The organism is Janthinobacterium agaricidamnosum (assembly GCF_003667705.1).
GTDB lineage: Bacteria > Pseudomonadota > Gammaproteobacteria > Burkholderiales > Burkholderiaceae_D > Janthinobacterium.
The window spans coordinates 5,698,323-5,721,478 of the sequence record NZ_CP033019.1 but is presented as its reverse complement, the minus strand read 5'-3'; the positions used below and the strand labels follow the sequence as shown (position 1 = coordinate 5,721,478).

Annotated in this window: 19 protein-coding genes and 4 tRNA genes; 15 read left to right on the top strand and 8 right to left on the bottom strand. The window is 63.6% G+C overall.

The window, feature by feature from the left end; all coding sequences use genetic code 11:
• The first annotated feature begins 58 nt into the window (after positions 1 to 58).
• The 13 genes from D9M09_RS25860 (at position 59) to ahpF (ending at position 15,487) form a co-directional block, all read left to right on the top strand.
• Positions 59 to 1,165 carry a zinc ribbon domain-containing protein gene (locus D9M09_RS25860; protein ID WP_121670695.1) on the top strand — a complete coding sequence of 369 codons (1,107 nt, stop codon included), beginning with the start codon at positions 59 to 61 and terminating at the stop codon, positions 1,163 to 1,165.
• Positions 1,166 to 1,173: 8 nt separating this feature from the next.
• A complete protein-coding gene (locus D9M09_RS25855; protein ID WP_121670694.1) occupies positions 1,174 to 2,271 on the top strand; it encodes a zinc ribbon domain-containing protein in 1,098 nt (365 codons plus the stop codon).
• Positions 2,272 to 2,431: 160 nt separating this feature from the next.
• Complete coding sequence (locus D9M09_RS25850; RefSeq protein ID WP_070219456.1) at positions 2,432 to 3,313, top strand: EamA family transporter; 882 nt, start codon at positions 2,432 to 2,434, stop codon at positions 3,311 to 3,313.
• 208 nt (positions 3,314 to 3,521) lie between these two features.
• Positions 3,522 to 4,481, top strand: a complete 960-nt coding sequence (locus tag D9M09_RS25845; RefSeq protein ID WP_070219455.1) for a sugar ABC transporter substrate-binding protein — start codon at positions 3,522 to 3,524, stop codon at positions 4,479 to 4,481.
• Between the two features lie 86 nt (positions 4,482 to 4,567).
• Positions 4,568 to 6,121 (top strand): sugar ABC transporter ATP-binding protein, encoded by a 1,554-nt coding sequence (locus D9M09_RS25840; protein ID WP_121670693.1) that lies wholly within the window; start codon positions 4,568 to 4,570, stop codon positions 6,119 to 6,121.
• 18 nt (positions 6,122 to 6,139) lie between these two features.
• On the top strand, positions 6,140 to 7,111 hold the full coding sequence (locus D9M09_RS25835; RefSeq protein ID WP_070312235.1) for an ABC transporter permease: 972 nt from the start codon (positions 6,140 to 6,142) through the stop codon (positions 7,109 to 7,111).
• A gap of 9 nt (positions 7,112 to 7,120) precedes the next feature.
• Complete coding sequence (locus D9M09_RS25830) at positions 7,121 to 8,179, top strand: LacI family DNA-binding transcriptional regulator (protein ID WP_121670692.1); 1,059 nt, start codon at positions 7,121 to 7,123, stop codon at positions 8,177 to 8,179.
• Positions 8,176 to 9,084, top strand: a complete 909-nt coding sequence (gene rbsK, locus D9M09_RS25825) for a ribokinase (RefSeq protein ID WP_070312231.1) — start codon at positions 8,176 to 8,178, stop codon at positions 9,082 to 9,084. The genes D9M09_RS25830 and rbsK overlap by 4 nt, the downstream gene beginning before the upstream one ends.
• Before the next feature lie 13 nt (positions 9,085 to 9,097).
• Positions 9,098 to 9,490, top strand: a complete 393-nt coding sequence (rbsD, locus tag D9M09_RS25820; RefSeq protein WP_099666108.1) for a D-ribose pyranase — start codon at positions 9,098 to 9,100, stop codon at positions 9,488 to 9,490.
• Positions 9,491 to 9,624: 134 nt separating this feature from the next.
• Positions 9,625 to 12,468: an EAL domain-containing protein gene (locus tag D9M09_RS25815; RefSeq protein ID WP_240453480.1), complete on the top strand. Its 2,844-nt coding sequence runs from the start codon at positions 9,625 to 9,627 to the stop codon at positions 12,466 to 12,468.
• Positions 12,469 to 12,636: 168 nt separating this feature from the next.
• On the top strand, positions 12,637 to 13,035 hold the full coding sequence (locus tag D9M09_RS25810; RefSeq protein WP_070219448.1) for a DUF3597 domain-containing protein: 399 nt from the start codon (positions 12,637 to 12,639) through the stop codon (positions 13,033 to 13,035).
• A gap of 194 nt (positions 13,036 to 13,229) precedes the next feature.
• Positions 13,230 to 13,793, top strand: a complete 564-nt coding sequence (gene ahpC / locus D9M09_RS25805) for an alkyl hydroperoxide reductase subunit C (RefSeq protein ID WP_070219447.1) — start codon at positions 13,230 to 13,232, stop codon at positions 13,791 to 13,793.
• Positions 13,794 to 13,891: 98 nt separating this feature from the next.
• Complete coding sequence (ahpF, locus tag D9M09_RS25800; RefSeq protein ID WP_070219446.1) at positions 13,892 to 15,487, top strand: alkyl hydroperoxide reductase subunit F; 1,596 nt, start codon at positions 13,892 to 13,894, stop codon at positions 15,485 to 15,487.
• 68 nt (positions 15,488 to 15,555) lie between these two features.
• Here the strand turns inward: ahpF and D9M09_RS25795 are convergent, their stop codons facing one another.
• From D9M09_RS25795 to D9M09_RS25760, 8 genes are all read right to left on the bottom strand, one after another.
• Complete coding sequence (locus D9M09_RS25795; RefSeq protein ID WP_121670691.1) at positions 15,556 to 15,903, bottom strand: CzcE family metal-binding protein; 348 nt, start codon at positions 15,901 to 15,903, stop codon at positions 15,556 to 15,558.
• Between the two features lie 133 nt (positions 15,904 to 16,036).
• Positions 16,037 to 16,663 (bottom strand): ABC transporter ATP-binding protein, encoded by a 627-nt coding sequence (locus D9M09_RS25790; protein ID WP_121670690.1) that lies wholly within the window; start codon positions 16,661 to 16,663, stop codon positions 16,037 to 16,039.
• Positions 16,654 to 17,751 (bottom strand): hypothetical protein, encoded by a 1,098-nt coding sequence (locus tag D9M09_RS25785; RefSeq protein ID WP_240453479.1) that lies wholly within the window; start codon positions 17,749 to 17,751, stop codon positions 16,654 to 16,656. Before D9M09_RS25785 ends, D9M09_RS25790 begins: the two co-directional genes overlap by 10 nt.
• 162 nt (positions 17,752 to 17,913) lie before the next feature.
• A tRNA-Asp gene (locus D9M09_RS25780) sits at positions 17,914 to 17,990 on the bottom strand.
• A gap of 57 nt (positions 17,991 to 18,047) precedes the next feature.
• A tRNA-Val gene (locus D9M09_RS25775) sits at positions 18,048 to 18,123 on the bottom strand.
• 217 nt (positions 18,124 to 18,340) lie between these two features.
• Positions 18,341 to 18,417, bottom strand: a tRNA-Asp gene (locus D9M09_RS25770).
• A gap of 54 nt (positions 18,418 to 18,471) precedes the next feature.
• Positions 18,472 to 18,547: transfer RNA gene (locus D9M09_RS25765), tRNA-Val, on the bottom strand.
• Positions 18,548 to 18,646: 99 nt separating this feature from the next.
• Positions 18,647 to 20,785 (bottom strand): S9 family peptidase, encoded by a 2,139-nt coding sequence (locus tag D9M09_RS25760; RefSeq protein ID WP_121670689.1) that lies wholly within the window; start codon positions 20,783 to 20,785, stop codon positions 18,647 to 18,649.
• Between the two features lie 162 nt (positions 20,786 to 20,947).
• Here D9M09_RS25760 and dinB point away from each other — a divergent pair, with 162 nt between their 5' ends.
• A complete protein-coding gene (gene dinB, locus D9M09_RS25755) occupies positions 20,948 to 22,102 on the top strand; it encodes a DNA polymerase IV (RefSeq protein ID WP_121670688.1) in 1,155 nt (384 codons plus the stop codon).
• A 118-nt stretch (positions 22,103 to 22,220) separates the two neighbouring features.
• On the top strand, positions 22,221 to 23,117 hold the full coding sequence (locus D9M09_RS25750; protein WP_034754435.1) for a recombination-associated protein RdgC: 897 nt from the start codon (positions 22,221 to 22,223) through the stop codon (positions 23,115 to 23,117).
• Positions 23,118 to 23,156: the final 39 nt, after the last annotated feature.

Below are 23,156 nucleotides of genomic sequence, written 5' to 3'. Positions count from 1 at the left end.
CCACGGGGCGGCCATGCCGGCCGTTCCGTTCCCCGATTTACCCCCATCCAGGCTAGACATGACCATTTCCACAGAAGCATCTAAACCTCTTCCCTTTTCCTCCGCGCTCGGTTCGCTGATCGAAGCGACCGACGCCATCAAGAATTTCCGCGCGATTGCTCTGCTGGCCCTGACCTTCATCGGCGCCGTGCTCGTCGGAGGTGTACTGACGATGCTCGCCGGCAGCATGAGCAGCGTGCTGCTGGGCTTCCTGGGCGGTCTGATGGCCTTCCTCGTGATGTTTTACGGCTCCAACGCCGTCGGCATCCTGCTGATGCGCGATGCCCAGGGCCAGCCTGGCTTGAGCCTGGTGGATGCCGTGCTCGTCTCGCTGTACACGAGCCACCGCCTGATCGCGGTCGTGTTCCTGGAATTTCTGATCGTGCTGGCGGCCATGATCGCCATTGCCATCATTTTGTTCGTCTGCAAGATCCCCGTGCTCGGCCCCGTGCTGTACACGCTGGTCTTCCCGTTGTCGGCCATCGTGCTGGGCGTGCTGGTGTTTGCGCTGTTTTACGTGATGCTGCCGCTGGCCGGCCCCGCCGCGTGGTCGGGCGCCACCGTGTTCCAGATCATTGCCCGCCTGAACCTGATCGTGCGCACAAAGCTGGTGTCGGTGATCCTGCTGGAAGTGCTGCTGTTCCTGATCACGACGTTTGTGGCGCTACTGATCTTTGGCGTGGTCGGTACCGGCGTGTCGCTGACCAGCGGCATGTCGGCTGGCATCCTGGGCCTGGGCGGCCAGATGAATATGTATTCCCTCGCTTCGGGTCTGAGTGGCGGTTCCGGCTACATCATCGCAGCCGGTCTGGGCGGCGGCTTGCTGATGGCGGCCGCGGCTGTGGTGCCCGGTCTGATCTTTACCAAGGGTGTGTGCATCATTTACCTGAACGCCACGCGCAATGTCGATTTCAGCGCCTCGGAAGCGAGCCTGAACGACGGGCTGGCCACGGTCAAGAAGAAAGCCGAAGAAGCGCGTGAACGCGCGCGTGCCCTGGCCGAACAGGCCGCGACACCTGCCGCACCGGCCGCTGCGTCGGTTGACAGCCTGCATTGCCCGAGCTGCAAGGCCCCGGTCGCGTCCGATGACGTGTTCTGCGGCGAATGCGCGCATAAACTCAAGTAAGGCAGACCATGGCGCAATTCTGTAAACAGTGCGGCACCGCCCACGCGCCCGACGCGCGCTTTTGCGACGAGTGCGGCAAGGCCGTCAATGCCGTCAATGCCGCGCCAGCCCCATCACCCGCGCCGGCCGCGACACCGGCGCTGTCCGGCGTGAAGCGGCGCCACGTCGTCATCGCCGGCGGCGTGCTGGCGGCGGTCATCGTGGCTGGCGGCGCCCTGGCGTGGCTGCTGGCGCCGGAAGCGGCGTCGGCCAGCAGTTTTGGCCGCGCCATCGATGCCCACCTGGCGGCCGACGAGGCGGCGCGCGACAAGCTGCTGTGCTTCACCAACTTGCCGTACCAGAAGGAAGAAATCCGCGTGGCGTCGTACGACAGCTCCACTCGACAATGGCTCGATATCCTCGTGCGTGGCGGCTTGTACAACGCTCCCGTCGAACAAAGCAGCGGCGGCTGGCTGGCGCAATCGCAATTCGTCTATGCGCTGGCCGCGCCGGGCAAGGCCGCCTTGCGCGGCGACAAGCTGTGCGTGGCCAAGGGCGTGAAAGTGGCCAAGGTCAGCGGCTACGAGCAGGTGCGCGAGATGGGCGGGCAGCCGACGGCGATGGCCACGGCCACCCTGGCGCTGAGCGATGAGGCGGCATGGCTCGTCAAGTCGCCGGACCGCGCGCAGATCCTGCAACGCTTGCCGGGCGGCGGCCTGGAAGTGCAACTGCCGCTGGCGCTGGTCGACAAGCAATGGCAAGTCACCGATCGTGCGCAACTGCACCAGGCCGCCATGGCCATGGCGGGCGCCATGCGCAATGCCTCGGGTGCGCAAGAAGCGGGCATGCTGGACAAGCTGAAAAGCCTGTTCCGCTTTGGCGGCCACCCGCTGGTGGGCAAATGGAAGGGCTCGACGGGCAAAATCCTGGAATTTACAAAGGACAGCATTATCGAGAACGGCAACGCAAGCACGGCCACGTTTGCCACCGAAGGCAATGTCGTGACGATCGTCTCGGAAGAGGGGGGCGGCATGGCCATGCAGATCAGCCTGAGCAACAGCAACAACGTGGCCACGCTCACCGTCGGCGGCATGCCGGTCGCGGTGCTGCAGCGCGTGCGCGATTAAGCGTCGGGCAGGCGGCAGCGTGCCGCCTTGCCTCATTCCCGAAGCCCGGCCCTGCCGGGCTTTTTTACGCCCGCCAGGCGCCGGTGCCTCCGTCAATTTATCTTGACATCAAGATAGTTCGCGCCCACACTGGCTTTTTATCTTGATGTCGAGATAGTACATGTCCGCCTTTTCTGTCCGCCCCGCCTGGGGCGATATTCTGCTCACGGCGCTGGCGCCCCTGATCTGGGGTTCCACGTATATCGTCACGTCCGAACTGCTGCCGCCGGACCGGCCCTTCACGGCGGCCCTGATCCGCGTGCTGCCGGCCGGCCTGCTGTTGCTGCTGATCATGCGGCGCCTGCCCGCGCGGCGCGACTGGGGCCGCGTGCTGATCCTGTCGGCGCTCAATATCGGCGTGTTCCAGGCGCTGCTGTTCGTGGCCGCCTACCGCCTGCCCGGCGGCTTGGCGGCCGTGGTGGGCGCCATCCAGCCGCTGCTGGTGATGGGCCTGGCCTGGGGCGTGGAAGGGCGCCGTCCGGCCCGCCTGGCCTTGCTTGCCAGCGTGCTGGGCGTGGCCGGCATGGCCGTTTTGTTGTTGTCGCCGCGCACGGTGTGGGAACCGATCGGCATCGCCGCCGCGCTGGGCGGCACGGCCTGCATGGCGGCCGGCACTTACCTGACGCGGCGCTGGAAGCCGGACTTGCCCGTGCTGGCGCTGACGGGCTGGCAATTGCTGCTCGGCGGCCTGATGCTGGCGCCCGTCGCCTGGCTGGCCGACGCACCGTTGCCGGCCTTGTCGCTGCAACAAGTGCTGGCCTACGCCTACCTGTGCCTGGCCGGCGCGCTGCTGGCGTATGCCTTGTGGTTTCGCGGCATCGCCCGCCTGTCGCCCGTGGCCGTCTCCTCGCTGGGACTGCTCAGTCCCCTGATGGCCGTCGTGCTGGGCTGGGCCTTGCTGGGCCAGGCCATGACGGGCTGGTCGATGCTGGGCTTGCTGCTGGTCCTGGCCAGCGTGCTGGCGGTGCAGTGGGCCAGCGCCCGTCCCGCAACAAACGCCTGACTTCCGCGCATTCCCCCTCGGCAGGCCGATCGCATCGGCCTGCCCGTTTCCCTCTGAGCGCCCTCTTTTTGCTGCACCGCACATACTGTTTTGCTTGCACTGATATGGGGCATTGAGGCACTATTCGCTTCGCGCAAACGTTTGCGCGCAACGAATTTCCTAAAAAGCATGCAGTACACGTGCTTGACCAACAACTCTGGAGACGCTCATGACATCCCGTATTCGCCTGAAAATGATTGCCGCCGCTGTCCTGGTATGTGCTTTGCCCGCCGTGCCGGCCATGGCGCAGACGCCTGCCAAACCGAAGGTGGCGCTGGTGATGAAGTCGCTCGCCAATGAATTTTTCCTGACCATGGAAAATGGCGCCAAGGCGCATCAGAAGGCCAATGCCGCCAAGTACGACCTGCTGTCGAACGGCATCAAGGATGAAACGGATACGTCGAGCCAGATCAAGCTGGTCGAGCAAATGATCGTCTCGCGCGTCAACGCGCTGGTGATCGCCCCGGCCGATTCGAAAGCGCTGGTGCCGGTGCTGAAAAAAGCCATCGACGCGGGCATCATCGTCGTCAATATCGACAACAAGCTCGACGAGGGCGCGCTGAAAGAGAAGGGCATCACCGTGCCGTTCGTCGGCCCGGACAACCGCAAGGGCGCCAAGGTCGTCGGCGACTTCCTGGCCAAGCAGATCAAGAAGGGCGACCCCGTCGGCATCATCGAGGGCGTGTCCACCACCTACAACGCGCAGCAGCGCACCCTGGGCTTCCAGGACGCCATGAACGCGGCCGGTGCGAAAGTCGTCAGCGTGCAGTCGGGCCAGTGGGAAATCGCCCCCGCCAATACGGTGGCCGCCGCCATGCTGAACGCCAACCCGAATATCAAGGCCTTGCTGTGCGGTAACGACAACATGGCCATCGGCGCCGTGTCCGCCATCAAGGCGGCCGGCAAGACGGGCAAGGTCCTCGTCGTCGGCTACGACAACATCAACGCCATCAAGCCGATGCTGGCCGATGGCCGCGTGCTGGCTACCGCCGACCAGTTCGGTTCGCAGCAAGCCGTGTTCGGCATCGACACCGTGCTCAAAGCGCTGGCGCAGAAGAAGAAACAGGCCGATCTCGGTGGCGTCATCGAAACCAAGGTCGAACTGGTCGCCAAGGGCGCCAAGTCCTGATCGTCTGATCCCGCCGGGGCCAGCGTCCGCGTCTCTGCCTGAGGCTGCGGCGCCGGCCCCGCCGCCTTTTTCCGCGGAGTTTTATCATGCCCACCGACATCCTCCCGGCGCCATCAGCCGCCATCCCTCTATTGACCCTGGATAACATCGGCAAGTCCTATGTCGGCCCCGTGCTGGGCGGCGTGGGCCTGCGTTTCGCCCCCGGCCAGGTACTGGCGCTGACGGGAGAGAACGGTGCCGGTAAAAGCACCCTGTCGAAGATCATCTGCGGCCTGGAGCAAGCGACCACGGGCACGATGCTGCTCGACGGCAAGCCCTACCAGCCCGCCTCGCGCGGCGCGGCCGAGGCGCTGGGCATCCGCATGGTGATGCAGGAACTCAATTTGATTCCCACCCTGTCGATCGCGGAAAACCTGTACCTGAAAAACCTGCCGCAGCGCTTCGGCTTCATCGACCGCACGCGTCTCGAACGCGACGCGCGCGAACAGATGGAGAAAGTGGGCCTGGGCGGCCTCGATCCGTGGACCCTCGTGGGCGAACTGGGTATCGGCCACCAGCAGATGATCGAAATCGCGCGCAATTTAATTGGCGCCTGCCGTTTGCTGGTGTTAGATGAGCCGACGGCCATGCTGACGCACCGCGAAGTGGAATTGCTGTTCCTGCAAATCGAACGCCTGAAGGCCGACGGCGTGTGCATCATCTACATTTCCCACCGCCTGGAAGAACTCAAGCGCGTGGCCGACCGCATCGCCGTGCTGCGCGATGGCCAGCTCGTGTGCGACGACGATATCGCCGGCCACTCCGCCGCCGACCTGGTCAGCCTGATGGTGGGCCGCTCGGCCGACGATGCCGTCGACCTGAGCGGCCGCACCTTAGGGGCGCCGCTGCTGCGCGTGCGGGGCTTGGCGCGCGGCAAGGTGGTCAAGCCGACCTCGTTCGACTTGCGCGCCGGCGAAATCCTCGGCATCGCCGGCCTCATCGGCTCGGGCCGCACGGAATTGCTGCGTTTGATCTTCGGCGCCGACCGCGCGGACGCGGGTGACGTGTTCCTCGGCGACAGCGAAGTCCCTGCCGCCTTGCACTCGCCGCAGGCGGCCGTGCAGGCCGGCATCGCCATGATCACGGAAGACCGCAAGGGACAAGGTTTGTTGCTGCGCCAGTCGATCGCCGTCAACACGACCCTCGCCTCGCTCGACACGGTCAGTGGCGCTGGCTGGCTCAACGACGCGGCCGAAGCGACGGTGGCCGACGACTATATTCAGCGCCTGGGCATCCGTTCGCGCAACAGCGCGCAAACGGTGGCCGAGCTGTCCGGCGGCAACCAGCAAAAGGTCGTGATCGCCCGCTGGCTGTACCGCGACTGCCCCGTGATGCTGTTCGACGAACCCACGCGCGGCATCGATATCGGCGCCAAGTTTGATATTTATCAGGTGCTGGCCGAACAGGCGCGCCAGGGCAAGGGCCTCGTCATCGTCTCGAGCGACTTGCGCGAACTGATGCTGATCTGCGACCGCATCGCCGTCATGAGCGCCGGCAGCATCGTCGACACCTTCGAGCGCGGTGCCTGGAGCCAGGACGCGCTGCTGTCGGCCGCCTTCTCCGGCTATTTGACCCCCAACTCCACTCCAGCTGCGGCCTGATCCGCCGGAAAGATTCCCATGACCTCCAACTCCTCTCCTTCGTATCTGCAGCGCAGCCTGGCCGACCTGAAAAACTATGCGGGCCTGATCGGCGCTTTGCTGGCCATGTGCGTGCTGTTCTCGTTTGCCAGCGAAAACTTTTTTACTTTGGCCACCTTGAGTACCCTGTCGAACAACATCCCGACCCTGGTCGTGATGGCCGTCGGCATGACCTTTGTGCTGATCATCGGCGGCATCGATTTGTCCGTCGGTTCCGTGATGGCGCTGGCCGCGTCCGTGCTGTCCTTGGCCGTCGTGCACTGGGGCTGGCCCGTGTGGAGCGCGGCTTTGCTGGGCATGTTCGTCGCCGCCCTGTGCGGCGCGACGACGGGCCTCATTTCCGTCGGCTGGCGCATCCCCTCGTTCATTGTGTCCTTGGGCGTGCTGGAAATGGCGCGCGGCATGGCGTATCAAGTGACGAACTCGCGCACGGAATACATCGGCAGCGCCGTGGACGGCATCAGCTCGCCGATTGCGTTTGGCCTGTCGCCCGCCTTCATCGCCTCGATCGCCATCGTCGTCATTGGCCACCTGGTGCTCACGCGCACGGTGCTGGGACGCCACTGGATCGGCATCGGCACCAATGAAGAAGCCGTGCGTTTGTCCGGCATCAACACAAAACCGTCGAAAGTGCTGGTGTTTGCCTTGATGGGCTTTCTGGCCGGCGTGGGCGCGCTGTTCCAGGTGTCGCGCCTGGAAGCGGCCGACCCGAACGGCGGCGTGGGCATGGAATTGCAGGTGATCGCCGCCGTCGTGATTGGCGGCACGAGCTTGATGGGCGGACGCGGTTCCGTCATCAGCACGTTTATCGGCGTGTTGATCATTTCCGTGCTGGAAGCGGGCCTGGCGCAGGTGGGCGTGTCGGAACCCGTGAAACGCATCGTCACGGGCCTGGTGATCGTCGCCGCCGTCGTGCTCGACACTTACCGCCGCCGCGGCGAGCGTTCATAATACCGGCCCATGGCAACCATCAAGCAAGTGGCGCAGGCGGCGGGGGTGTCGTTTACCACCGTCTCGCACGTCCTCAACAATACCCGCCCCGTCAGCGACGAGGCGCGCCGCGCCGTGCTGGCGGCGGCGGAGGCACTGCATTACGTGCCCAGCGCGCTGGCGCGCTCCTTGCGCAGCCGCAGCACGGGCACCATCGGCCTGATCATTCCGAACAATACGAACCCGTATTTCTCGGAAGTGGCGCGCGGCATCGAGGACAGCTGCTACGCGGCCGGCTACAGCGTCATCTTGTGCAATTCCGATGACGATCCCGCCAAGCAGCGCGACTACCTGAACGTGCTGCTGACCAAGCGCTGCGACGGCCTGATTTTGTCCGCGCTGGCCGACAGCGATGGCGAATTGCTGCGCAAGATGAAGGTGCCGGCCGTGCTGCTCGACCGCGCGCCCAGCGACCTGGCCATCGATGCGGTGGCCGTCGACAACCGCGCCGGGGGATCCCTGGCCGCGCGCCATTTGCTGGAGCTGGGGCGGCGGCGCCTTGCCTGCATCGCCGGTCCCCGCGAAGTGAGCATTTCCAATGAGCGCATCGCCGGCGCGCGCAGCGCCATGGCGGACGCGGGCGTGGTCCTGGCCGACGCCCTGTGCGTGCATGGCGATTTTACGAGCGCAGGCGGTTATGCGGCCGCGCTGGACTTGCTGGCGCTGCCGTCAGGCCAGCGCCCCGACGCCTTGTTCTGCTGCAATGATGTGATGGCCTTTGGCGCCCTGCGCGCCGCCGCCGAGCGCGGCATTGCCGTGCCGGCGGAACTGGCCGTCGTCGGCTTCGACGATATCGACCTGGCCAGCTTCGTGCATCCGGCCTTGACCAGCGTGGCGCAGAACACGCGCGAGCTGGGCCACATCACGGCGGCCTGTCTGCTGGCGCGCATCGCCGACCCCGCCTTGCCGCGCCAGCAGCGCAGCATCGCCCCCGAGCTGCACGTGCGCGGCTCCAGCGTGGCCGCCACCGTACCTTCTTCCGCACCTACTTCTTCACCTGCAACTGAACTGATGGGAATGACATCATGATCGTGGTTATCGGCAGCATCAATATGGACCTGGTCTTGCGCGTGCCGCGCATGCCCCTGCCCGGCGAAACCCTGACGGGCGGCGCGTTTAGAACTATTCCTGGCGGCAAGGGCGCCAACCAGGCCGTGGCCTGCGCGCGCCTGAGCGGCAAGGTGGCGGGCGCCCAGCAAGTGGCCATGGTCGGTTGCGTGGGCGACGACGCGTTTGGCGCGACCTTGCGCGCGGCCCTCGTGGGCGACGGCATCATCGACAGCCATATCACCACCTTGCCGGGCGTCGCGTCCGGCATCGCCTCGATCCTCGTCGACGACAACGGCCAGAACAGCATCGTGATCGCCGGCGGCGCCAACGATCTGCTCAGCCCCGCGCATATCGACGCGGCGAAAGAGCTGATCGAGCAGGCGGACATCGTCGTGCTGCAGCTGGAAACGCCGATGGCCACCGTCGTGCACGCCATTAAACTGGCCCGCTCGCTGGGCAAGACCGTGGTGCTGAACCCGGCCCCGGCGGCCAGCCTGCCGCAAGGCGTGCTGGAACTGGTCGACTACCTGATTCCGAATGAAATCGAAGCGGCCATGCTGGCCGGCGTCAGCCCGGAAGGCGCGGATGCCAAGGCGCTGGCGGCCGCGCTGCAAAAGCTGGGCAGCGACAACGTCATCATCACCTTGGGTTCCAAGGGCGTGCACGCGGCCCTGTATGGCGGCGATTACACGTTTCCGGCCGAAGCGGTGCAAGCGGTCGACACGACGGCCGCCGGCGACACGTTTATCGGCGGTTTTGTGGCGGGCCTGGCGTCCGGCATGGACGAGGCGGAAGCGATTCAACAAGGCCAGCGCGCGGCTGCCTGGAGCGTCACCAAGCCCGGCGCGCAAACCTCGATCCCCCACTTGCACGAGCTGTTCTAACGATACCACGCCCATGAAAAAATCACCGTTGCTCAATATCGCACTGTCGCAACTGATCGCGTCGCTCGGTCATGGCGACATGCTCGTCATCGGCGACGCGGGCTTGCCGTCGCAGCCGGGCGTGCCCCTGATCGACCTGGCCCTGACGCGCGGCATTCCCGGCTTCATCGATACCGTCAATACGGTATTGACTGAAATGCAGGTGGAATACCATTTGCTCGCCAGCGAACTGCCGCAGCATAATCCGGCCATGGCGGCCCAGGTGGCGGCCTTGTCCCTGCCCGATGCGCGCCAGGTGACGCACGAGGAGTTCAAGCAATTGAGCAAGGGCGCGCGCGCCATCGTGCGCACGGGCGAGTGCAGTCCGTATGCCAACATCATTTTGGTCGCCGGCGTCGTGTTCTAGCGCAAACAAATGCGCAATTGTTTGCCAAAAACATCAACGCTATTGTTCTCACTGAAATAATTATCCAATGGCAAAAGGGGCGGCTACAATAGCCTTACCCCTGCCAGCTCGGCAGCTTCCTGTGGTGTTCCGCCATGCCGATGAAAGCCCCCGATGCTTTCCGCTTTGTCTTGCCGCTCGCCGGCAGGCTGGCGCGCGGCTGGCGCGGCCTGTTCTTCCTGCTGCTGTGCCTGGCCACACAAGCCCGGGCTCTGGAGCCCGTCTCCCTGCAGCTCAATTTCACGCACCAGTTCCAGTTCGCCGGCTATTACGCGGCCATCGAGCAGGGCTATTACCGCGAGGCGGGCCTCGACGTGACGCTGCTCGAAGGCAGCGGCGCGCCGCGCGCCGAGGCGGCCGTGCTGGCGGGCCAGGCCGAATATGGCGTGGGCAACAGCACCTTGTTGCTCAGCCGCCTGGCCGGCAAGCCCGTGGTGGTGCTGGCCGTGGTGTTCCAGCATTCGCCCAGCGTGCTGCTGATGCGCCAGCAAGGCGGCGCGCCCGACGTGCGCAAGCTGGCGGGGGCGCCTGTGATGATAGGCGCGCCCACCGACGTGGCGTCTGCATCCGATGAAGTGTCGCTATTCCTGCGGAAAATGGGCGTCGCGCCGCAGCAGATGCGCCACTTGCCGCCCAGCTACCGGGTCGAGGATTTGATCGAGGGCAAAGTCGATGCGATTGCCGCGTATTCCACCAACGAACCGGACTATCTGGACCGGGCGGGATTTCCCTATTACCAGTTTACGCCGCGCACGGCCGGCATCGATTTCTACGGCGACAACTTGTTTACCAGCGAGCGCGAACTGCGCCGCCATCCCGAGCGCGTAAAAGCGTTCCGCGCGGCCAGTTTGCGCGGCTGGCAATACGCGATGGCGCACCGCGAGGAAATGGCGCAATTGATCCATGTCAAATACAGCCAGCGCCACGACCACGCGCACCTGCTGTACGAGGCGCAGCAGATGGATTTACTGCTGCAGCCTACGCTGGTGGAGCCGGGCTACATGAATCCCCAGCGCTGGCAGCATATCGCCGATACGTATGCCGCCATGGGCGTGCTGCCGCGCAATGCCACGGACAGCCGCGCCTACCAGGGTTTTTTGTATCGCCCCGTGCCAGGCGCGGACCTGGGCTGGCTGTACCTGTCGCTGGGCGTGGCGGGCAGCCTGTTGGCCGTGTCGGCCGCCTTTCATTTCAGCAATCTGGCGCGTGAGCGCCGCCGCACCGAGGACACCATCCGGCAAGGGGAATTGCGCTTTCGCACCATGTTCGAGCAGGCGCCCATGGGCATCGCCCTGATCGATACCGTGAGCGGACAGTTTCTGGATATCAATCCGCGCTATCTGGCCATCGCCGGGCGCACGCTGGAGCACATGAAGCAGACGAGCTGGATGGAAATCAGCCATCCCGACGACGTGGCGGGCGAGCAGGCGCACGTGGCGCAGCTGCTGGCGCGGCGCATGCAGGGTTTTCGCCACGCCAAGCGCATCGTGCGTCCCGATGGCGGCGTGGTGTGGGTCGACGCTTCGGTAACGGCCATCGCCACGGCGCGCCATGGCGGCCCGCACCACCTGTGCATGCTGGAAGACGTGACGGACAAGCGGCAAACGGAAGCGCTGATCTGGCAGCAAGCCAATTTCGATACCTTGACGCAATTGCCGAACCGCCGCATGTTCCACGAGCGCCTGCGCCTGGCGCTGGCCCAGGGGCGGCGCGACGCAAGCCGCGTGGCCATCCTGTTTATCGATCTCGACCATTTCAAGGAAGTCAACGACACCCTCGGCCACCACCAGGGCGATATCTTGCTGATCGAAGCGGCGCGGCGCATCCGCGTGGGCGTGCGCGAGACGGATACGGTGGCGCGCCTGGGCGGCGATGAATTCACGGTGATCCTGTCCGACCTCGACGACCTGCAGCAAGTCGACCGTATCGCGCGGCAAATCCTCGACGGCTTGCTGGCACCATTCCTGCTGGGACAGGAGCAGGCCTTCGTCTCGGCCTCGATCGGCATCACCCTGTATCCGGACGACGCGGGCACGATCGAGGACTTGCTCAAGCATGCGGACCAGGCCATGTATGTGTCGAAAGGCGCGGGGCGCAACCGCTACAGTTATTTCACGCCGGCCATGCAGGTGGCGGCCGTCAACCGCATGCGCATGGGGGCGGACTTGCGCGCGGCCCTGCACGAACAGCAGATGCAGCTGCATTACCAGCCCATCGTCGAGCTGCGTAGCGGCAAACTGGCCAAAGCGGAAGCCTTGCTGCGCTGGCACCATCCGCAGCGGGGCGTCGTGTGCCCGCCCGATTTCCTGGCGCTGGCCGAGAGCAGCGGCCTGATCGTGGAGATCGGCGACTGGGTGCTGCGCACGGCGGCCGCGCAACTGCTGCGCTGGCGCGCGCAGGGCCAGGCCATCGGCTTGCCGGGGCTGCAGCTGTGCCTGAACCAGTCGTCGCTGGAATTGCAGCGCGAAGTCGAGGCGCCCGGCACCTGGCTGCGCCAGCTGCTGGCGCTCGATGTGCCGCCTTCGGCCATCGTGCTCGACATGCGCGAAGATGTGCTTTTACCTAGCGGCAATAGCATGGCGCCACGCCTGCAGCACTTGCGCGAGGCGGGCTTGCAGATCGCCCTCGACGACTTTGGCAGCGGCCATGCCTCGCTGACGCAATTGCAGCAGTGCGGCATCGATTACCTGAAGCTCGACGGCGTGCTGGTGCGCAAGCTGGCGCCCGGCGCCAGCGAACTGGTGCTGTGCGAAGCCATCGTCACCATGGCCCACAAGCTGGGTTTGCAAGTCATCGCCGAAGGGGTGGAGACCGAAGAGCAGCGCGCACGGCTGCTGGACATCGGCTGCGATTTTGCGCAAGGCGAGCTGTTTGCGCCGCCGCTGGCCATCGACGCGTTCGACGCGCTGCTGCACGCCCGGCGGCCTTTGCATCCTTGAAACGGGCGCGTCCGCCACCAGATTTCACGCAAGCCTGCGGGACGGGGCTCCCGGCCCGAACGGGCTTATACTCGACGGGCTGGCGCCTGCGCCCGGCATTGCTGTCACGGGTCCTGGACCTGGTGCGCAGGCAAACCTTCTTCCATTCACTCAACTCGAGGTGACCTCATGGGCATTTTCAGCAATATCTATAACAAAATCTTCCACCATTCATCCGACGCTGCCCCGGCAGCCACGCCAGCCGCCGCTACCGAAGCGCCAGCGGCAGCCGCACCGGCGGCAGCGCCTGCACCGGCCGCCGCCGTGCCGGTCGTCGACGTGGAAGTGGTGCTGGTCGACCTGGCCAGCAAGAACGCGGAAAAACTCAATTGGCGCACGTCCATCGTCGACCTGATGAAACTGCTTCAACTCGACAGCAGCCTGGCCGCGCGCAAGGAACTGGCGCAAGAGCTGCATTTCACAGGCGACACCAACGATTCGGCCAGCATGAATATCTGGCTGCACCGCCAGGTGATGATCAAGCTGGCGGAAAACGGCGGCAAGGTACCAGAAGAGTTAAAGAACTAGGAATGAAACACCTGGCGGCGGCAGGGGTATCCACTGTCACCGCTATCCAATCCCGTGGGAACTGCCTATCATGGAGTTCCCATGGCGTCATGATAGCTAAAACCAATTGAAACTATTGTGACAATCAATTTTGAATATGGGTTAAAACCCCTTACACTAGAGTCTTACTGATTCACCACACGAGAGGAAATGACATGTCGCTGATCAATACCCAAGTTAAACCATTCAAGGCAACCGCATACCACAATGGCAAATTCGTCGACCTGACGGAAGCGTCGCTGAAAGGCAAGTGGTCGGTATTCGTCTTCTACCCAGCCGACTTCACCTTCGTTTGCCCAACCGAACTGGAAGATCTGGCCGATCACCACGCCGAGTTCCAGAAGCTGGGCGTCGATGTCTACGGCATCTCGACCGATACCCACTTCGCGCACAAAGCCTGGCACGACACTTCGGACGCCATCAAGAAAGTGCAATACGCACTGATCGGCGACCCGACCGGCGCCCTGTCGCGCAACTTCGAAGTCATGATCGAAGAAGAAGGCCTGGCACTGCGCGGCACCTTCGTCATCAATCCGGACGGCTTCATCAAAGTGCTGGAAGTGCATGACAACGGCATCGGCCGTGACGCATCGGAACTGTTGCGCAAAGTTAAAGCCGCCCAGTACGTGGCGAACCACCCAGGCGAAGTGTGCCCGGCAAAATGGACGGAAGGCGCCGCAACGCTGACCCCATCGCTGGACCTGGTCGGCAAGATCTAAGTCTCGATGCACGACGTAGCAAACAAGTAGTTACCGCGATGCCGGACCGGGCGTCCGGCCCGGCATTCGCCTAAATATTTGTAAAGGAAGAAAAAATCATGTTAGATGCAACCCTCAAAACCCAACTGAAATCCTACCTGGAAAAAGTGGTGTATCCGCTTGAGCTGGTCGCTTCTCTCGATGACAGCGCAAAAGCCCGCGAGATGAAGGAATTGCTCCAGGAGATAGTCCTGTTGAGCGACAAAATCACGCTGGTCGAGCGCCTTGACGCTGGCGTACGGGTTCCGTCGTTCAGCATCAACCGTACCGGCTCCGACATCGGCGTGCGTTTCGCCGGTGTGCCGCTGGGCCACGAATTTACCTCGCTGGTGCTGGCGCTGCTGCAAGTGGGCGGCCACACCATCAAGTTCGACGATGCCGTGATCGAGCAGATCCGCAACCTCGACGGCGATTACGAGTTTGAAACGTTTATTTCGCTCTCCTGCCATAACTGCCCGGAAGTGGTGCAGGCCTTGAATGCCATGGCCGTGATCAACCCGCGCATCAAGGTCACCACCATCGATGGCGGCGTGTTCCCGCAAGAAGTGGAAGAACGCCAGATCATGGCCGTGCCGATGATGTTCCTCAATGGCCAGCATTTCGGCCAGGGACGCACGAATGTCGAGGAAATCCTTGCCAAGCTCGACACCAACGCCGGCGCCCGCCAGGCGGCAGCGTTGAGCAAGAAAGACGTGTTTGACGTGCTGATCGTCGGCGGCGGCCCCGCCGGCGCGGCAGCGGCGATCTACGCTGCCCGCAAGGGCATCAACACGGGCGTGCTGGCCGAGCGTTTCGGCGGCCAGGTGCTCGATACCCTGGCGATCGAAAACTTTATTTCCGTCAAGGAAACCGATGGTCCGAAGTTCGCCGTGGCGCTGGAACAGCACGTCAAGGAATACGACGTCGACATCATGAACACGCAGCGCGCCGCGAAATTGACTCCAGGCAAGCTGATCGAGATTGAAACGGCGAATGGCGCCGTGCTGAAAGCCAAGACCGTCATCCTGGCCACCGGTGCCCGCTGGCGCGAAATCAACGTGCCGGGCGAGAAGGAATACCGCAACCACGGTGTCGCCTACTGCCCGCACTGCGATGGTCCCTTGTTCAAGGGCAAGCGCGTGGCCGTGATCGGCGGCGGCAACTCGGGCGTGGAAGCGGCGATCGACCTGGCCGGCCTCGTGAAACACGTGACCCTGATCGAGTTCGGCGCGGAACTGCGCGCCGATGCGGTGCTCCAGCGCAAGCTGCACAGCCTGCCCAATGTGACCGTGATTACGTCGGCGCAGACCACCGAGATTCACGGCGACGGCAAGATCGTCAATGGCCTCAGCTACACGGACCGCATCAGCGGCGCGTCGAACAAGGTTGAACTGGAAGGCGTCTTCGTGCAAATCGGCCTGGTGCCGAACACGGAGTGGCTCAAAGGCACGGTCGCCCTGTCGCGCCACGGCGAAATCGAAGTCGATGCCCGCGGCCAGACCTCGATCCCCGGTGTGTTCGCGGCCGGCGACGTCACCACGGTGCCGTACAAGCAGATCATCATCGCCACCGGCGAAGGCGCCAAGGCAGCTTTGTCCGCCTTTGACCACCTGATCCGCTCGGATGACGAGGAAGTGGTCGACGAGTCCGCAGCGAAAGAAGCATTGACGGCGTAACTCTTCACGCTGAAAAAAAACCGGAACGGCCGCGAGGCCCTTCCGGTTTTTTTATGCGTTAAAGAAACTTAGCTGCCCGTGTACAGGGGATTGGCGGCTACGTACACCTGCACGCCGTCGACGGCCATGTCCTTCGGCGCGATGTCGCTCAGGGCGAATGTCGCTTGATGGTTAAAAGTTTGCACGTGCCACGTAAAACGCTGGCCGGCGCGCGCGATGGTGACGGTTTCGCCGTGCGTGACGTTGATGTGGCGCGTGTCGGGCTGCAGTTCGATGCTGCGCTGGGCGGCGGCGTGGGGCGCGCTGCTGCCATAGTCGGCGGCCGTGCCCGTGGGGCCGGCGGCGAGGGCCGAAGTGGTGCAGGTGGTGATAGCGGCGCACAGGATGGCCAGGGCGCTGCGGTGGATGTTCAACATGATTTCTCCAAGAATAAGCCGGGCGCGGTGAATAACCGTGCCGTGTTGTTGTCGTGGCTGCACCGGGATCGCCGGTTTTTGCAACACGGCATCCTAAGCGGTTCTTGCTGATCTGCAAAGCTGTATTTCCTGTCTATATTTCCACCGTCGCCGCCAGCGGCACGTCCGGCGCCAGATGGCTGGTCAGCACGATGCACTGGCGCGCCAGGCGGGCCGGGTCGGCCAGTCGCTGGCGCAAGTACGCCATGGCGGCCGCGTCGAGGCCATTGAACGGCTCATCGATCAGCAGCAGGCGCACGGGCAAGGCCAGTGCCAGGGCCAGCTGCAGTTTTTTATGCTGGCCCAGGGACAGGGCGGTGATGCTTTGCTGTAAGGTCTGCAGCAGGGAAAATGCGCTCAGTTCGTCGTTCAGCAGGGCCTGGTCGCTGCCCGGGTACAGGGCCAGGTGCAGGTCGAGAAACTCGTGCACTTGCAGCCAGGGCAGGGCGGGCGCATCGCCGCCGCAATAGAAGGCCCGGGCGCGGTAGGCCAGCGGCATGAAGCCGCTGTCGATTTCGTTCAAACGGATGGCGCCGCGCGCGGGCAGCAGGGCGCCGCCCGCCAGTTTCAGCAGGGTCGTCTTGCCGGCGCCGTTCGCGCCGCGCAGCCAGGTGATGCCGGGGCCGAATTGCCGGTTGAACCCCTGGAACACGCTGTGCGTGGGGAAGTGAAAATCGAGGTGCTCGATATACAGCACGGGAGAAGGCAGGTTCAATTCCATAATTCGCTTCCGATGGCGCTCAAGGCAAGGATGGACAGGACGACGAGGGCGACCCTGCCGCGCGCCGTCAGGCGGGGCAGGCCCACGATGGCCAGCAGGGCGACACTGGCGGTGAGGGCATACACGCTGGTGACGCGCTGTTGCAAGGCGGCGGGATCGGTGGCGTACAGCAAGACAGCACCGGCCAGCAGCACGGCGAAGGCGGGCAGCAGGCTGGCCGCGCAGGCCAGGCGCAGCAAGGGCGCGCTGGCCAGCGGCCAGGCGTTCAGCGCTGGGCGCAGCACGGCGATCTGCTCGCGCACGGCCTTGTCGCCCCGGTCCGTCACAATGACCAGGCTGGCGCTGGCCAGCAAACCGAGCAGCGGCGCGGGCAGCAGGGGCGCGCGCAGCAGCCAGGCCAGCATGCTGGCGCCCGCCGTGGCCAGCAAGACGCTTTGCTGCAGGCCGATCACATTCTCATTGCGCCAGAACGGCAGCCAGAACAGCTGGCGCCACTGGAACAGGGTAGGCCAGCGGGGCCGTTGCGGCACGTATGCCGTCATCGTGGGCGGGCGCGCCTTTTGGGCGGGGCGCGGCGCGCGCAGGCGCTGCGCCACGATGAGCGTCGTCAGCAGCCAGGCCAGCAGCCAGGCGGCGAGGGTGGCGGCCATGCCGGGCGCGATGACCGGGCGCAGCCAGGGCGGCGACTGCAGCAGCCAGATGCCGGCAGAGACGGCATAGGCGATGCCCAGCGGCAGCATCAGCATACCGGCCACGGCGATATCGGCTTGCCAGCGCAGGCGCGGCGGCAAGGGCAGCTGGCGCAGCCAGGCGGCGGTATTTGCCGGCAACAACCGTTTGCGCAGCAGCCAGGCGGGCAGGCAGGTGAGCACGGTCTGCGTGACGATGATGCCCAGTGCGGCGGGCCAGGGCTGGTTCGCGGCGAGAAAGCCGGGCAGGGCGATGACGCTGAGCAAGCCCAGCAGGACGGGACCGGCCAGGAACACGAGAATTTCCATGGAACTGGCCAGGCTGGCGGCAAATTGCAGCAAAGCATGATGGGCCAGGCGCAGCCGCAGGGCGAGATAGGGAGGAGTACTACGGGGCAAGCGCATGCGGGCAGGGGCGGAGTCAGAGTAGCGCTGATTCTAACAGCCGGGGTCAGACCCCCGGACAAGTCAGCGTTGGGGTTGACGTTGGCGGTGTTGTGGATCTGACCCCAGAATGGGAAAAGCCCTTCGGTTCCAGGAACCAAAGGGCTTTTCTTTTATTGGCGGAGCGGACGGGACTCGAACCCGCGACCCCCGACGTGACAGGCCGGTATTCTAACCAACTGAACTACCACTCCAAGCTCGTATGATCTGTGTTGCTGATCCATGAAGCACTGGATAATTTTCTGTATTGGTGGTGGGTGCTGAGAGGCTCGAACTCCCGACCTACGCCTTGTAAGGGCGCCGCTCTACCAACTGAGCTAAGCACCCGCATACCCAGAAAACTATCCCGACGTTTGTCACCACGTCTGGAAGAGGCACTATTATAGGGGGCGCTTTCGCCCTTGTGCAACTATTCTTGAGGGGGAATGGCAGTTTTTTTGCTGAAAAGCGCAAAAATGTTCAAGGAAGGGAGTATTGGCGTGATTTCTGCTGCTGAAATGGGAAAAGCCCTTCGGTTCCAGGAACCAAAGGGCTTTTCTTTTATTGGCGGAGCGGACGGGACTCGAACCCGCGACCCCCGACGTGACAGGCCGGTATTCTAACCAACTGAACTACCACTCCAAGCTCGTATGATCTGTGTTGCTGATCCATGAAGCACTGGACAGTTTTCTGATTTGGTGGGTGCTGAGAGGCTCGAACTCCCGACCTACGCCTTGTAAGGGCGCCGCTCTACCAACTGAGCTAAGCACCCGTTGCTTGTCTCAGAAAACCATCCCGACGTTTGTCACCACGTCTGGAAGAGGCGCTATTATAGGATGGCTAAAATCCTTCTGCAAGCGCTTTTTTCACATTATTCCGTGATATCCCATTGGGAGAGCATCCACGCCATATTGAACGCGTTTTCGGCGATGGCGTTGTAGCGGCCCGAAGCGCCGCCGTGGCCGGCGCCCATATTCGTTTTCAGCAGCAGGGGATTGCTGTCCGTTTTATACGCGCGCAGCTTGGCCACGTATTTCGCCGGTTCCCAGTACATGACCTGGCTGTCGTTCAGGCCCGTCGTCACCAGCATGGCGGGATAATTCTTGCGTGCAATGTTGTCGTAAGGCGAGTAGCTGAGCATGTAGTCGTAGGCCGCCTTCTGGTTCGGGTCGCCCCATTCCAGGTACTCTCCCGTCGTCAGGGGCAGGCTGGCGTCCATCATGGTGTTCATCACGTCGACAAACGGCACGGCCGCGTGCACGGCGTGGAACAGCTCGGGGCGCATGTTGACGACGGCGCCCATCAGCAAGCCGCCTGCGCTGCCGCCCTGGATGATCAGGCGGTTCGGGCTCGTCCATTTTTCGCGCACCAGGTAGTCGGCGCTGTCGATGAAGTCATGGAAGGTGTTTTTCTTCTTCATCAGCATGCCGTCTTCATGCCACGCTTCGCCCATGTCGGTGCCGCCGCGGATATGCGCTTGCGCATAGATGACACCCCGTTCCAGCAGGCTGATGCGGCTGATGGAGAAAGTGGCTTCCGTGGAAATGCCATACGAGCCATACGAGTACAGCAGCAGCGGCGCGGAACCGTCGAGCTTGACGCCTTTCTTGTAGACGACCCACAGCGGCACTTGCACGCCATCGCGCGCTTTCACCCACAGGCGCTGCGTGGTGTAGCGGCTGCCGTCAAAGCCGCCGGCGATTTCCTGCTGCTTCAGTACCGTGCGCTGGCCATCCTTCATGCTGACATCGATGATGGTGGGCGGCGTGACGGGCGACTGGTACGACATGCGAAATTGCGTGGCCGAAAACTCGGGTGTGCCGACGGACGTGGCCAGGTAGACGGGGTCGTCGAACTGTACGGTCTTCCAGTTCTTTTGCGCAAAATCATGGATGCGCGCGCGGTTCAGTGCGCGCGCCTTTTCCATCACCACCAGATAGCCCTGGAAGACGTCGATGGACTGGATCACGGCATCCTTGTTGTGCAGCACGACGGGTTTCCAGTGTTTCGGCTGCGGGGTGCTCAATGGCGCGCTGACGACGCGGAAATTCTTCGCATCCTTGTTGGTCAGAATATACAGCTGGCCGTCGCGGTGTTCGACGACGTAGCGGTGGCCTTTTTCGCGTTTCAGCACGCTCTGGAAACTGCCTTGCGGCTGGCTCGTTGGCAGCAGCAGCACTTCGCTCGTATCCGTGCTGCCCGAGGTCAGCACGAAGAAGCGCTTGTCATGCGTGCGGTCCACGTGGATGGCGAACTGTTCCACCGGCTCGTGGTAGACCTGCTGCGGCGTGCCGCCCAGGGCCAGGCGGAACAAGCGGTCAGCGCGCTTGGTGGTGGCGTCTTCCTGCGTCAGCATCAGGGTGGCGTTGTCGGCCGCCCAGGCCAGGGATGTGACGCGCGGCATGCTGTCGCCCAGCAACTTGCCTGTCTTCAAATCCTTGACATGCAGCTCGTACTGGCGGAAACCCGTCGTGTCGGTGGTGTAGGCCAGCAACTGTTCATTCGGGCTGATGGCAAACGCGCGCACGGCAAAGAATTTGTGGCCTTCAGCTAATTGATTCTGGTCCAGCAGAATTTCTTCAAACGCCAGCGCATCGTAGGCGCCGTTCTTGCCGACGGGGCGGCGGCAGTGAATCGGGTATTGCTTGCCCGCTTCCGTGCGCGTGTAATAGTAGAAATTGCCCTGGCGCGCAGGCACGGACAGGTCCACTTCCTGCATGCGTCCCTTGATTTCCGCAGTCAGCTTGTCGGCCAGCGGCTGGATCGGGGCCGTGACGGCCGCCGTGTAGGCGTTTTCCGCATTCAGGTAGTCGATCACGGCAGGATCGGTCTTCTTTTGCAGCCAGCGGTAGTCGTCCGTAACCACGGTGCCGTGGCGCGTTTCCTGCCAGGCCGTCTTGGCGGCGATGGGTGCGGTGGCATCGGCGGCCAGCGCGGATGGCGCCAGCGTGGACAGCAGGATGGATGAGCAGACGGCCAGGCGGCGCAAAGCTTGATGTGCTGTAGACAAGGCAACTCCTTTTATAGTCGTGTCAGGATTGTAATCTTGCTATTGAGAAAAGCAACTGCGGAGCGCGTGCGTTTCAACTTGCATCCATGGGCATTTCCAGCGATACTGTATATAACTACAGTATCCCGCCGCGAGGTGTCCTTGACCACATCTGCCCCTACATTGCCTGAACCGCGCCGCTGGATAGCCCATCTGGACATGGATGCCTTTTTCGCCTCCGTGGAACTGTTGAAATATCCGGAATTGCGCGGCGAAGCCGTCGTCATCGGCGGCGGCCGGCTGCAGCAACCCCTGTTGCAGGAAGACGGCACGCGGAAATTCGCGCGCATGCGCGATTACGTGGGGCGCGGCGTCGTCACCACGTCGACCTATGCGGCGCGCAAGTTTGGCGTGTTTTCCGCCATGGGCATCATGAAGGCGGCGAAACTGGCGCCCGACAGCATCCTGCTGCCGGCCGATTTCGAGGCTTACCGCGAGTATTCGGCCCGCTTCAAGCAGGCCGTGGCCCAGCTGTGCCCCATCATCCAGAACGTGGGCATCGATGAAATCTATGTCGACCTGACCGAATACGGCGAGCAGGCACCGGCCATGGCGGCGCGCCTGAAGGCGGCCGTGTTCGAGGCGACGGGCCTGTCGTGCTCGATCGGCCTGGCGCCGAACAAATTGCTGGCAAAAATCTGTTCCGACCTGGAAAAACCCGACGGGCTCACCATTTTGTCGCCCGAGGATGTGGAAACGCGCGTGTGGCCCTTGCCGGCGAAAAAGATCAATGGCATCGGCCCGAAAGCCACGGCCAAGCTGGAAGCGCTGGGCATTATCACCATCGGCGAGCTGGCGCGGGCCGACATGGCCATGCTGCGCACGCAGTTCGGCGACCTGTACACGGGCTGGCTGCGCCAGGCGGCGCTGGGCATCGACGAGCGGCCCGTGCAGACGAGCCGGGAAACCAAGTCCGTCAGCCGCGAAACGACGTTCGAGCGCGACTTGCAGGTGGTGCGCGACCGCGCCACGCTGTCGGAAAAGCTGGAAAGCCTGTGCACGCGCGTGGCGGGCGACCTCGACAAGCAGTCGCTGGCGGGGCGCACGGTGGGCATCAAGCTGCGCTTCGAGGATTTCAGCACGGTCACGCGCGACATCACCCTGCCCAGTGCCACGGCGGACGCCGCCGCCATCCTGCGCGCCAGCCGCGACTGCTTGCGGCGCGTGCCATTTGACAAGAAAATCCGCCTGCTGGGCGTGCGCATCTCGACCTTGTCCGATCCGGCCGTCATGACGCGGCAGGCGCCAGCCCAGGCGGAGCTGTTTCCCGCCCTGTAGCGGCATTCCCCATGCATCAACAACACCGCGCCAGTCCGCGCTTTTGACGGCATTCCCGTGTCGAAAGTGTAGAATGGCGTTCCCCTGGCACTACTGAAACAAACGGAAGACAAAAATTATGTGGTTCAAGAATCTTCAGATTTACCGCCTGCCCGCACCGTGGGCTTACACGCCAGAACAACTGGAAGAGGCCTTGTCCTCGAACAAATTTACGCCGGCGACCAGCATGGATCTGATGCGCCAGGGCTGGGATACGCCACGCCCGAACGGCGGCCTGGTCCACGTGGTCAACAAGCAAATGCTGATCTTGCTGGGCACGGAAAAGAAACTGCTGCCAGCCACCGTCATCAACCAGGTGGCCAAGGCCCGCGCCGCCGAGATGGAAGAAGCGCAAGGCTTTGCGCCTGGCAAGAAAGCCATGAAGGAATTGAAGGAACGCGTGGCCGACGAGCTGCTGCCGCGCGCCTTCAGCATCCGCAGCAACGTCTGGACGTGGATCGACCCCGTCAATGGCTGGCTGGTGGTCGATGCCGCCAGCCCGGCGAAAGCCGATGAAGTCATCAAGCTGCTGCTGAAAGCCGTCGATAAACTGCCGCTGGAAAGCCTGCGCGTGCAGCGCTCGCCCGTGGCGGTGATGACGGAGTGGCTGCAGGCGGACGACGCGCCGGCCGGCTTCACGGTCGACATGGATACGGAATTGCGCGCCACGGGCGAGAGCAAGGCCACCGTGCGCTACGTGCGCCACACCCTGGAAGCGGACGATGTGCGCCGCCACATCGCGGCCGGCAAGCAGTGCACGCGCCTGGCCATGACGTGGAACGACAAGATCTCGTTCGTGCTGACGGAGTCCTTGGCCATCAAGAGCGTCAAGCCGCTCGACGTGATCAAGGAAACGGAATCGAGCACGAAGAACGACGAAGAGCGTTTCGACGGCGACGTGATGCTGATGACGGGCGAGCTCTCCAAGCTGATGGCCGACGTGGTCGAAGCATTGGGCGGCGAAGCGACGGCGTAACAGCCGTCATGCTGGTACGAAAAGGAGCTGCGGCTCCTT